Genomic DNA, 11,586 nt, shown 5'->3' with positions numbered 1-11,586 from the left:
CGGTACCGTGGCCCGCGAACTGATGGCCGTGACATGGCCTCGCTGTCCTACTGAATCAGGTGGTCCGCTGGGCTACTCATGCGCCAGGTTCCCGAAATTTGATTGATCCTCGTAGGAGACGCAGGTCATAACTACCTGGCGGTTTGTTCATCAGTGCTTACTGGGAGTTCATTCTTTCAAAAATTCGATCGACAAGCCCGGAATCGTCGATTCCGAGGATATCCGCCCAGAAGAGTGCTGCTTCTGTCGTATAGGAGTGCCCGTGTCCGCCAGGAACCTCGGCGGCGAACACCATGTCCAACGTGACCTGCCAGAACGTCACGAAGGGGATCCATGACATGCCCTTGTCGATGTCGGAGCCGTGTTCCTCGGCAAGCCAGTCGGGGCGGTGGAGAATCAGGTCTGAAGACCACCAGACGATGGGGTCGCTCGGGTGTTGCCAGTACACGATCCGGGGGGAATCCCATACGCCGAGACCGGCGGTATCGCCCAGATCAGCGGGTGTGGCCGCGAAACGTACGTTCCGACCTCCGTACACAACCGGCAGGATCTCGCGACTCCCCGGGTCGCGCGAATCCGTGATGCGACGCCACTGCTCGGTGAAATTGGGGGTTCCCACCCACAGAGCGCCATCCGTTCTGGTGATCATGTCCTGTACGCCGGAGAACGCCGACTGGCCGCCGTACGACCCGAGGGATTCACCGAAGGTGAGCAACTTCGGCCGCGATTGCGGTGGGAGCTGACTCCACCGGTCGTACACGGCCTCGAACAGAGCGCGACCGGCAGTTCGTGGTGACACCCGGTCGGCGAGGAAAGCCAAGGGGCTGGGGAGGAACGAGTACTGCATGGCCGCGATCGCCGAATTGCCGCCCGCGAGGTACTCCAGAGCGGCGGCGACATCCTGATTGACCCAACCCCGTCCCGTGGTGGTGACCACGGCCAGGTACTCCCTGTCGAATGCGCGGGTGCGCTCGAGTTCCGCGACGACATGATCGGCGAGAATCTCCATCGACTCGTCACCAGGCTCGGCACCGGTTCCTTCGAGGGATCGATAGCCTGCGTAGACACGAATAGGTGTGAGTGCCGGTTCGCCGGTGACCTCGGAGAGTTCCTGCGGATCCGGGCCGCCGGCGACAAAAGTGCGTCCTTCGCGGCCAAGCGAATCCCACCGTTCGAGCGAGGCATCGGAGCCGGAACGTTCCGGGGCAGCTGGTTGAGTGACGCCGTCCGGGGTGCCCTCATCTGCGGCGATTGCCGAACCATTTGCGATCCGAGCAATCTCGGTCGACACCAACCCCTCGACCATGAGAACCACGACAACGCCGACGACGACGACGCTCAGGCCTCGGGCGACAGGTGCGGGAAGAAACCGGATCGTGAGTCGATTCAGCAGGTGTGCCAGACGGCGAAGCCCGCGCCCAGCCATCAACAGGAGCAACGCGACAAGCACCGCCACGGCGAGCACTCCGGGATAATCCCAGTCGCTTCCCGGCTCCATACCGACCAACTCGCGACTGATGTCCTGCCACCACGAACCGAGAACAAGAAACAGCGGGACGATGACGAGCGCGGTAGCGGCGAACAGGTACCAACCGATCCTCTTCATGGAGGTGGACCAGTTCATGTGTACCCCGAGTTTGTGCACGATCCAGGCGATGAGAACACCCAGCCCGTACCCGGTGACCAGGCTGATTCCAGTGGCTACACCCTGCAGATACCAGACGCGTGGGAGCAGGGACGGAGAGAGCGACCAGCAATAGAACAGCAAGGCTCCGGCCAGGCCGACTGGGTGGAAACGCCTGAGCCACAACAAGAACCGAGACAGGGTACGCGACAGTAGTCCCGGCGTTCGCGGGTCAGACGGACTCTGCGGTGTGCCCGTCTGTGGCACCGCCTCGTCCGGCGGATCCATCTCCGTCGTGGTGGTCATGGGTGTTGATACCTCCGGCTCACTCTGATTCTGCTTGCTCTCGCGCTTACGAGACGCTCACGCCGACTCGCTCAGCGGTGGATCAGGGCTGTGGGTTCGTGTCACTCAGGTCGCGGCGGTGAACTCCTCGGCCAGCCGTTCGTCCTTGCCGAGGAAGAGTGCCGAAGCCGCGAGGAAGCAGAGCGCACCGACGAACGTGCCGCCGGTAGCCAGGACGTCGTCCATTACGGTGCCGTTGCGGGTGATGAACGCGCCCACGGCGGACACTCCGAATGCGATCGACCCGAGCATGTTCAGCCACACGCTCTGCCAGTCCTTCGACCGCGGTTCCCAGATCTGGTTGGCCCGCAACAGCATCAGGACGGCCAGGGCGCTGCTGAGCAGGAAGGCGACCGATCCCTCGGCGTTGGGATTCCACACGAGGTGGGTCTCACTCTTGATCGTGTGTGCGTGCAGCGCAGCGCCGGTGCTGATGTTGAACAGCAGTGTGCCGAGTAATTGGATTGCCGCGGAGAGCCACTCGGCTCGAATCGCCGGTGTGCCGTGGTCGGTGGTGGTCGCAGCCCCGCTCAGCATCAACTGCACGAACGCCGCGCCGGTGAAGAACCACGAACCGACGAAGAAGGAGGTGTTCGCGGCGGCGGTGCCAATCGCCACTGATATCCAGGGTGCGGATCCGAGGGCGAACAGGAGAGATCCGATGACGAATCCCCAGCACTGTATGCGCAGAGTTGGATGAATCAGCATGTGGCACTCTCTTGAATAGAGGTACAGGTGGGTTGTCCGACTTCCCCTGCACGTGCGGCGATCTCGTCCCTTACTCACACGTCAGGGGAGGCGCAGGTGCTCATCCGCACCTGCGCCTCATCTGCCCGTCAGCTCAGTGCGCGAACCCCTTCGCGGTGTGCTCGGCACCTGCCTCGAGCCGAGCCGCGACGTCCCTGATCGCCAGTACCAGCTTGTAGGCCATGTCCCGGCTGAAGCCCTCTCGCAATACGATTCGCAGTACCGCGACATCCTCCGCATCGGCCGGCATGGTGTACGCAGGTACCTGGAAGCCGCGGGCCCGCAGTTCGTGGGAGATGTCGAACACGGAGAACCCCGGGTCGCCCTCGACCTCGAACGCCAGCACGGGAATCGCGCTGCCGTCGGTGATGATCCGCATGTGGTCGATCTTCGCGATCTCGGACGAGAGCATCAGCGCGGTGTCACGTAGCGACTCCATGATCTGGGTGTAGCCGGCGACACCGAGCCGGATGAAGTTGTAGTACTGCCCGATGACCTGGTTGCCCGGACGCGAGAAGTTCAGAGTGAAGGTCGGCATGTCACCGCCGAGGTAGTTGACCCGGAAGACCAGGTCCTCGGGCAGGTGCTCCTTCGAGCGCCACACGACGAAGCCGATGCCCGGGTACGTCATGCCGTACTTGTGGCCACTGACGTTGATCGAGACCACCCGGGGGAGGCGGAAGTCCCACTTGAGTTCCGGATGCAGGAAGGGCGCCACGAATCCGCCGCTTGCGGCGTCGACGTGCAGCGGGACGTCGGGGCCACCCTTCGCGGCGATCTCGTCGAGGACGTCGGAGATCTCGGCGACCGGCTCGAGTTCGCCCGTGAACGTCGTACCGAGAATTGCGACCACACCGATGGTGTTCTCGTCCACGGCCTCCCGGACCTGCTCCGGCGTGATGACGTAGCGGCCCTTCTCCATCGGGAGGTACTTCGGTTCGACGTCGAAGTACCGGCAGAACTTCTCCCATACGACCTGGACGTTGCTGCCCATGATGAGGTTGGGGCGGGCCGAATCCTTGCCTGCCGCCCCCCGTGCCTCACGCCAACGCCACTTCAGCGCGAGGCCGGCCAACATCACCGCCTCCGACGAGCCGACCGTGGACACCCCCGTTGCGGACGCGGGATCGGACTCGTCGAGCCCCTCCGCATTGAACAGAGCGGCAACCATGTTCACACAGCGCGTCTCGATCTCGGCGGTCTGCGGGTACTCGTCCTTGTCGATCATGTTCTTGTCGAACGTCTCAGCCATCAGGCGATCTGCCTGGGGGTCCATCCAGGTGGTGACGAATGTCGCCAGGTTCAACCGCGAGCTGCCGTCCAGCATCAGCTCGTCGTGGATGAACCGGTAGGCGGCCTCCGGATCGGTTTCGGCCTTCGGCATCCGCAGTGCCGGGATGGCGTCGGTTCCGAGCCGTCCCGTGTATGCGGGAGCGAGGGTTTCAGCGGGAGCCTCAAAGAAGTTCGACATCTTTTCTCCAATACTGAGTTCCAGTGATCACGAGTGTTGGGGCATTCCCGGGCACGATGACGCGCAACCGCCCGGTTCTCGGGTACGTCTGTTGGTCACACCTCCACGGGTGGGTAGAGCCGCTCCATCGTGTACTGCCGGTTGCGGCGGACGGAGAGTGCGCTGGCGGTGAGACTGACGAGCAGGATCCCGACCAGCACAGCGATCGCGATCCACAGCCGGGAGTCGACGTGCTCGCCGACGGTCAGTTGCCGCAATCCGTTGACGGTGTAGGTCATCGGGTCGAACGGGTGGATGTACTGGAAGGGCTTGGCCGTTGTCTGCACGGGATAGATGCCGCCCGCGGAGACCAGTTGGAGCATGAGGAATGCGAGCGTGGCCACGCGTCCGACGGCGACCCCGAGCACGGCGTTGAAGGCCTGGATCATCGCCAGGTAGGTCGCCGAGATGAGCATCAGGAAGGCGACCGTGCCGAGGACGTGCTTCGCCTCGAGTCCGACCCCGAAATGGACGACGGTGTACATGATGAGCACCTGCAAGATCCCCACCAGCAACGCCGGCCAGTACGATGCGAGCACGGTTCGGTACAGGCCCACGCCACCGACTGTCGGCCGGGACTGCAACGGCGTCAGCAACATCCAGGTGATGATGCCGCCGACGAACAAGGCCAGGGAGAGGAAGAACGGAGCGAACCCGGTGCCGAAGGTGGGAGCAATGTTCGTGTAGTCCTGCTGGAGCTTGACCGGCGTCGAGAGTGTGTCGGCCGTCGCGGTCTTCTGCTCGTCCGTCCAGCTCGGCACCTGCCCGGCTCCCTGGTCCAGCGCGGTGGCGAGCTCGCCAGAACCGGACTGCAGTTCGACCATGCCGGATGCGAGCTGGTCGGCGCCGCCGGCGAGCTGATTGCTGCCTTCGGTCAGCTGGACCAGGCCCGAGCTGAGAGTCGCTGCACCGCTGCTGAGCTCGTTGGCGCCACTACGCAACTGGTTCAAGTCCGACGCGATCCCGCCGTTCTGCAGCAGTGCCAGACCCGACTGGAGAGGGCTGTCAGGGTCCGTGAGCTGGTATTCGACCGCGCGGGCGTCACCGCTGAGTCGACCGATCTCCGCCTGCAGCTCTGCGGTGTCACCGCGCACCTGCTGGGAGGTGAGCGGCGACAGTGCCGCCATCGCCCGCTGGACCAGGGGATCCGAGCTCTGCCTGAGGATGTCGAGCGCTTGCGTGACCGCGGTGGCTTGTGCGGGCGGCGCCGGCTCGGGCAGCCGGTTCCCGAGAGCCTCGAGGGACTGCCGGAGCTCGGACACCTGGCCGCCGATGTTCGGGACGGCGCCGCTGTCGAGGGCGTTGATCAACGGTGTGGTGGCCCCGTCGATCGCGGTCGCGAGTTGGGATGCGCCGCTTGCCAGTTGCGCCGATCCGGATTCCGCGGTAACCATGTTCGTCGCCAGTTCGTTCGCACCCGAACTGAGTTGGTCCGCACCGCTCTTGGCGGTGTCGATTCCGGCGGCCAGCTGTTCGGCGCCGTCGGCAGCCTGCTTCAGGCCGGACCCGGCGCTCTGCAGACCGGTGAGAACCTGCCCGACCCCCTGCGCGCCGATGGTCGAGTTCACCTGGTTGATCACCTGCTCCGACGCATCCTGCCCGATGACGGTCGCCAGATAGTTGTTGGCGTCGTTGAAGGTGAAGATCAGCTCCGCCTGCTCCGGATTATCCCCGTTCGGTGACTCGACCGCGGCGCTGAAGTTCTCGGGCAGGCTGATCGTGTAGTAGTACTTTCCGGACGCGAGACCGTCGGCAGCCTCCTTCTCGGAAACCTCCGCCAAGTCCAGTTGTCCAGAGGCGATCAGCGACTTGACGACCTGGTCACCGGCATCGAGCTGTTGCCCGGTCGCGGTGCGCCCGGTGTCGTTGTTGACGATCGCGGCAGGGATCCTGTTCACCTCGCCGAACGGATTCCAGAAGGCCCACAGGTACATCGCACCGTAGAGCAGGGGCATGAGAATGATGGTGATGATCGCGATCCGCGGCATGGCGCCGCGGAAGTACCGCTTCGAATCGCTGCCGAGGGACATTCCTGCAAGCATGGGTCACTTCCCCTCGGTCATGACGCCGACATCGCCTGCGCCGAGCAGTCCGTGCATGTCTACAACGGCGCGCACCCCACTGCCGGCCGGCAGCGGATTGACGTCGGCAGTGATCACCGACTGCCGTTCACCCAGCGCCACAAGGCGTTCGAGAAAGCTGAGCCGTTCTTCGTCGTCGGCGATCCGGTCCATTCGCCCGACAACGAGCAGTGGTGGGCGGTGGGTGTTGGCCACCGCGATCCGCAGCAGCAGTTGCTGGATCTCGGGAAGATCGTCGACGAAGGCGTTCAGTGACGGCAGGGGCACGTCACCGAAGACCTCCGCGCACATGCGCTCCACGCCGTCCTCGCGGACCCGCGGGACGAATTTCATCCACGGAGAGTTCCACCGCAGTTGCTCGGTGACGAGGTCGCGCACCGTCACCGAGGGACTGACGTCGTCGAGTTCGTTGAGGCAGGCGATGGCAGACTGCGCGAAGACTTTCGCCGGTCTGTTCCTGTGCCTCAGCACGGTCAGCGACCCTCCCGACAGACGCATCCTGCCGCACAACGTCATGAGCAAGGCCGTTCGGGCGGCTCCCGCCTGCGCAGCGAGGACCGTCACCCCACCCTCGTCGATGTCCAGGTCCAGCGGACCGAATACGTGCCCCCACGGCCCGTGAAGCTCAATCGCCCTCGCGCACACGAGGGACCCGGGATCCCGTTCCCTGAAGTCCTCGTGTTCCGCCATCGCTGTTTCGACCAACTCACACCCCGCTCCTGCGCCGGCCATCGGATCGACGGCACGCGCGTTCGGCACTGACTTCGTGTTCGATACAGGTGACTCGGCGGACCGGGTCAGATTGCGTTCTTGACGATTTCGCCGTTCTTCACGATCACCGACAGGTTCTTTCCCGGGTCCCCGATCAGGCTGAGGTCCTCCATCGGATTGCCGTCGACCAGCAGGACGTCCGCCCACGCGCCCTCTGCGATGACCCCGAGCGGGGCCTCCCGGTAGGGGTCACGTTCACCTGCTAGCCGGAACAGTTCGGCGTTGCCGGACGTCAGCATCCGCAGCGCGTCGGCATTGCTGTAGTAGTCACCGAGTCGGGCCGCCATCTCGCTCTGCCTCGGGGCGATCTGGGGTTCGAGGAGTAGATCGGTTCCCCAGGCAACCTTCACCCCATGCTTTTTCGCCCAGCCGTACACGTTCTCGACACCGGTGCAGATCTCGCGGTCCTTCCCGGCACGATTGGCGTCCGGATAGTGGTGGTCGCCGAGCGCGAACGGTTGCATGGACAGCCAGATGTCCCGCTCGGCCAACAGCGCAATGGTCGGTTCGTCCGCGAGGTGGCCGTGCTCGATGGACCTGACACCGGCCTCGATCGCTCGGCGAATGCCGGTGACGTTGTATACGTGGGTGGCGACGTAGGTCCCGTAGTCGGTGGCCGCGTTCACCGCTGCGCGCAACTCGCTGTCAGTGAACTGGACCGTGTACAGCGGGTCGTACATCGAGGCGGCCCCGCCTCCGACCATCACCTTGATCTGAGACGCGCCCTTCTTCAGCTGCTCGCGAACCGACGCCAGCACCTGCGCCTCGCCGTCCGCGACCCGCATGAATCCGATCTGCTCGGCACGCGACTCCTCGCCGCCCAGCGCAGTCGGCGCTTCGTAGACGAAGCCGAAGTCACCGTGTCCGCTGGTCTGCGAAATCGCGGCCTGGGACGGGTAGATTCGCGGGCCCGGAAACAGTCCACGATCGATTGCCGACTTGATGCTGGCCGTATCGCCGGCCATGTCCCGGACCGCGGTGAAACCGCGCAACAGCATGTTCTTTGCTTCGGCGAGGCCATTGATCGCGATGTGACTCTCCGAGCCCGTCACCATGTCGACGTACGAGTTCGCGTTGCCCACCAGGTGTACGTGGGCGTCACACATACCTGGCATCAGCACCCGGCCGCCGCCGTCGATCACCTGCGTCTCTCTGCCCGGTTCCTCACCCACCGGGGATTCCGACACCGCAGCAACTCGGTCGCCATCAATCAGGACATCCCCGGCAACGAGCCGGTCGGACGTGCCGTCGAACACACGTACATCACGAAAAACAATCCGCCGCTTGGCTTTCGATGAAGTCGTCATACCAGCGAAGGGTAAGCGGATAGCAAAGGGGTATGTCTCAACAAGGATCGAGAGCAAAGAACAGTTATCTATTCGAGATTGAACACATCCCCGATGCGTAAAGGGAAATTTTACGCTTAAACACTAAACCGAGGTGTACTGCGGACCGCAAGAACGGTCGCGAGGCTGTCACGCCGATCCATCCGGAACTCGACGAGCCGCGTTGACGTCCGGCGCCAACACTGTGATTCCCCTCGTGCGACAGTGCGCCAGGCAGATCGCGGCGGCGACGTCGAGCGCGGCACCGACCAGCCGGGCGCCGCAAGGAGGGATCACCATGGTTACCCGGAGGCAGGCATGGCGCGGACTCACCCCCGCGAGCATCACCGGCTCCGGCCAGGACATGCACGTCACCTGCGTCCTCGACATCAACGGCGTGGTGTTGAAGCGATCGTGTGCGACCGCACCGGATCCCGGCACCGCGGACGCGCTCGCGCAGCAGGCCGCGGCCGGGTTCAACCCGGGCCGGAGAGCGCACGATGACGCGGCCCGACCATTCCGGGGCGATGACCGCGGCCACCCAGGTCGACGTGCAGGTCGCCCGGCTCCCGCCGCCGGTGCTGATCCGCCGGGCGATCGCCCACTACTGCGGGCGTCTGGCGCCGGGGAAGCGGCCCGCCGAGGTCACCTCGAGCGAGGCGTTCCTCGAGCGGCTGTGCGTGAACTGGCTGCGGCACACGGGATCGAACTACGACGCCCACCGCAACGGCGTCCGTGCCAGCCGGGGACAACAGCTGTCCGACCGTGCGGGCACGGTCATCAAGCAGCGGGTGCTCGTCCAGATCGCCCGGGTCTGCCCGTGGCTGTCCGATGAAGCGCGCCGGCAGTGCAACGAGCCCGAGCATCCGCCCCGCCGCTGATCGCTCTGCCCGCGCCGGAGACAGGAATCTGGGTCGCAGTCGCGGCGCGAACCTGAATGCCGTGGCCGTCCGGGTGATCACGAGCAGCTTGCGGCGTGCTCGTTCGACGGTCGCCCGGGGTGCGAACTTCTACTGCGTACGAGCTACTGCGGGCGGATGATCGGGACCGGTGAGTCGTGGCTGACCAGTGCGACCGCGACCTTGTGCTCGGCGGCGAGTTGGCAGAACACCGCGGTGGCACGCTCGGCCAGCGCCCAGCTGAAGCAGGCGTAGATCATCGTTGACCCGATGCTGTGGCTGGTGAGGCCTCCCTCGAAGGTCGGGTCGGCGGCGAGCTTCTCGTAGCTGGGACCGTCGAGGTCGTCGAGTGGCGGGAAGACCTCAACGAGCGCGCGGGAGAAGGCCCGTAGTTCTGGTGTGGTCACCGCGACGTCGCGGTAGTTGTGCTCCTCGGCCCATTCGGTCTGCGCGTCGTACCAGCCGAGGAAGTCGCTGTCCGTCGTGGCGGCAGGGTCGAAGGCGACGATGTCGTAGCTCACGCGCGGAAACGCTACCGGCCGCGCGGTTCTCGCCGGCATGCGACCGTGGCGGCGAGAGGTGCGCGGCCGTCGCCGCCGAGCAGTACCCGTTGCTATGGGACGCCGGAACCAACCCGCACCGGTGACAGGTCGGAGGGGGTGTTCACCAAATGTCAGAGCGCGCTGGGCTGCATGCGAACTGGATAGATCGACCAGTCGGTAGTCACACTTGAGGACGTCTTCAGATCACACAAATCTGGAGGAGTTCCAGCCTTCCGGCGGAATGGGCGAGGCCAACTGGAGCAGGACCTCCTCGCCTATGTCGTCACTCGCCGGCAGAACATGCGCAGCCGGCGCAAGCTGGACTGGATCGGTCGCGTGGAGCCCATTCTCATTGCGGGCGCCGAGTCCGCTGAACGCTAGTTGAGGCCTGCGTAGGAGTGCAGGCCCGAGACGACGAAGTTGATGGCGAACATGTTGAACAGTGTGGTGGCGAGGGCCGCGACGTTGATCCACGATGCGCGAAGGTTCCCCCATCCGCTGGTAGCGCGGGCGTGTAGGTAGGCGGCGTAGAGCACCCACGCGATGAAGGACACGGTTTCCTTCGGGTCCCAGCCCCAGAAGCGTCCCCATGCGGCTTCGGCCCAGATCGCACCGCAGATGACCCCGATTGTGTACAGCGGGAAGCCGACGATGGTGGTGCGGTAGGCGACCCGGTCGAGTAGTTCCGCGGAGGGAAGTCGGTCGGCGACCCACGCTAGCGGTCCGCGGGATCGCTTGTGCCCGTGGACGGCGACGACGTGGAGCAGGCTCGCTGTGCTGGCGAAGGTGAGGATCCCGCACGCGGAGACAATGATCGTGACGTGGATTGCGATCCAGTAGGAGCGCAGCGCCGGCACCAGGGGAGCGGCGTCGTTGTACATCACCGCTGCTGCGATGAACAGGAGTACGACCACTGGTGCGAGGATGAAGACCGTCAGGTTGCGGATCGGGTACTGCCGCACTGCGGCCAGCCAACACACCACGGTTGCTGCGCACAGGAACAGTGCGTACTCGTAGAGGTTGCCCAGCGGCCACCGCTCGGTCGCCAGGCCCCGCAAGACGATCGCGGCCACATTCAGTGCCAGGGCAACGAGCGTCACGGCGATGGCGGCACGTCCAGCCCGCTCGCTGGGTGAGCGGTTGCTGTCTGCGGCCGCAATCCGCCCCGGCACGTCCGGGGCTGTTGCGCCGACGGTGACCACGGCCCGGGCCTCCGCTGCGCCGCGGCGGCGAACCGACGAGCCCGCAAAGTCGAAGGCCGAAAGACCCAGTGCAAGAACATAGATCGCAAACGCGGATGCGAAAGCGAAGTCGCTGTACTGCGCCAGCGTGGTGCTGACCGGCATGAGCCCCCCTCGTGACCAATGGCTACTACGGTGGATAGTAGAGGACGGGGGGTGACCCCTCACCCCGATTGGACGGCGCGGGCGTGAGGCTGGAGGTGCGCCGATAGACGTGTCCCGGCTCCTAGCCATCCTCGGGTTCGGTCTATTGCGGGCAGCTGATGATTCCTACAGCGGTGGTCGGTAAGCCCGAGTTGCGGCCACTCGGGGCGGTATTGATCATCGAGAAGTCGATGACTCGGCCGTCCCGCGCGGGCGTTGACTAGGGTGCCAGCGTGACGTACTCGTGGTCGGGGCGGAGAACTTCTAGTAGGGGCTCGGACGCTTGAAGGAGTCGATCGTGGATGACGGCGAACCTATGAGCATGATCGAGCAGGAAAGCCTCGAGCCGGGTGGCCC

General features: G+C 64.8%; 9 protein-coding genes. 1 reads left to right on the top strand and 8 read right to left on the bottom strand.

All coding sequences use genetic code 11. The features are described 5' to 3' along the window. Nucleotides 1-157: 157 nt before the first annotated feature. From AC1DU4_RS14385 to AC1DU4_RS14360, 6 genes are all read right to left on the bottom strand, one after another. A complete protein-coding gene (locus tag AC1DU4_RS14385) occupies nucleotides 158-1,930 on the bottom strand; it encodes an alpha/beta hydrolase (protein WP_477840877.1) in 1,773 nt (590 codons plus the stop codon). Nucleotides 1,931-2,035: 105 nt separating this feature from the next. Continuing rightward, on the bottom strand, nucleotides 2,036-2,677 hold the full coding sequence (locus AC1DU4_RS14380) for a hypothetical protein (protein WP_477840874.1): 642 nt from the start codon (nucleotides 2,675-2,677) through the stop codon (nucleotides 2,036-2,038). A gap of 133 nt (nucleotides 2,678-2,810) precedes the next feature. Further along, complete coding sequence (gad, locus tag AC1DU4_RS14375; protein ID WP_477840873.1) at nucleotides 2,811-4,187, bottom strand: glutamate decarboxylase; 1,377 nt, start codon at nucleotides 4,185-4,187, stop codon at nucleotides 2,811-2,813. A gap of 95 nt (nucleotides 4,188-4,282) precedes the next feature. Further along, nucleotides 4,283-6,268 carry a YhgE/Pip family protein gene (locus AC1DU4_RS14370; protein WP_477840871.1) on the bottom strand — a complete coding sequence of 662 codons (1,986 nt, stop codon included), beginning with the start codon at nucleotides 6,266-6,268 and terminating at the stop codon, nucleotides 4,283-4,285. Nucleotides 6,269-6,271: 3 nt separating this feature from the next. After that, nucleotides 6,272-6,778, bottom strand: coding sequence for a hypothetical protein (locus tag AC1DU4_RS14365; protein ID WP_477840869.1), 507 nt, complete (start codon nucleotides 6,776-6,778; stop codon nucleotides 6,272-6,274). Between the two features lie 326 nt (nucleotides 6,779-7,104). After that, nucleotides 7,105-8,385, bottom strand: coding sequence for a metal-dependent hydrolase family protein (locus AC1DU4_RS14360; protein WP_477840963.1), 1,281 nt, complete (start codon nucleotides 8,383-8,385; stop codon nucleotides 7,105-7,107). Between the two features lie 518 nt (nucleotides 8,386-8,903). Here AC1DU4_RS14360 and AC1DU4_RS14355 point away from each other — a divergent pair. Beyond that, a complete protein-coding gene (locus tag AC1DU4_RS14355; protein ID WP_477840867.1) occupies nucleotides 8,904-9,284 on the top strand; it encodes a hypothetical protein in 381 nt (126 codons plus the stop codon). A gap of 143 nt (nucleotides 9,285-9,427) precedes the next feature. Here the strand turns inward: AC1DU4_RS14355 and AC1DU4_RS14350 are convergent, their stop codons facing one another. Together AC1DU4_RS14350 and ccsB are read right to left on the bottom strand one after the other, a co-directional pair. Next, nucleotides 9,428-9,823 (bottom strand): hypothetical protein, encoded by a 396-nt coding sequence (locus tag AC1DU4_RS14350; RefSeq protein ID WP_477840865.1) that lies wholly within the window; start codon nucleotides 9,821-9,823, stop codon nucleotides 9,428-9,430. A gap of 398 nt (nucleotides 9,824-10,221) precedes the next feature. Further along, nucleotides 10,222-11,190 (bottom strand): c-type cytochrome biogenesis protein CcsB, encoded by a 969-nt coding sequence (gene ccsB / locus AC1DU4_RS14345; RefSeq protein WP_477840863.1) that lies wholly within the window; start codon nucleotides 11,188-11,190, stop codon nucleotides 10,222-10,224. Nucleotides 11,191-11,586: the final 396 nt, after the last annotated feature.

The organism is Rhodococcus sp. P4_F5 (assembly GCF_056401315.1).
Note: the sequence above shows the minus strand (reverse complement) of the source record. Positions and strands in the feature narration are given on the sequence as shown.

Excerpts from the sequence above, each read along its gene's own strand:
- AC1DU4_RS14380 (WP_477840874.1), bottom strand. The coding sequence starts at position 2,677 with ATGCTGATTCATCCAACTCTGCGCATACAGTGCTGGGGATTCGTCATC.
- AC1DU4_RS14385 (WP_477840877.1), bottom strand. The coding sequence starts at position 1,930 with ATGACCACCACGACGGAGATGGATCCGCCGGACGAGGCGGTGCCACAG.
- AC1DU4_RS14355 (WP_477840867.1), top strand. The coding sequence starts at position 8,904 with ATGACGCGGCCCGACCATTCCGGGGCGATGACCGCGGCCACCCAGGTC.
- AC1DU4_RS14370 (WP_477840871.1), bottom strand. The coding sequence starts at position 6,268 with ATGCTTGCAGGAATGTCCCTCGGCAGCGATTCGAAGCGGTACTTCCGC.
- gad (WP_477840873.1), bottom strand. The coding sequence starts at position 4,187 with ATGTCGAACTTCTTTGAGGCTCCCGCTGAAACCCTCGCTCCCGCATAC.
- ccsB (WP_477840863.1), bottom strand. The coding sequence starts at position 11,190 with ATGCCGGTCAGCACCACGCTGGCGCAGTACAGCGACTTCGCTTTCGCA.
- AC1DU4_RS14360 (WP_477840963.1), bottom strand. The coding sequence starts at position 8,385 with ATGACGACTTCATCGAAAGCCAAGCGGCGGATTGTTTTTCGTGATGTA.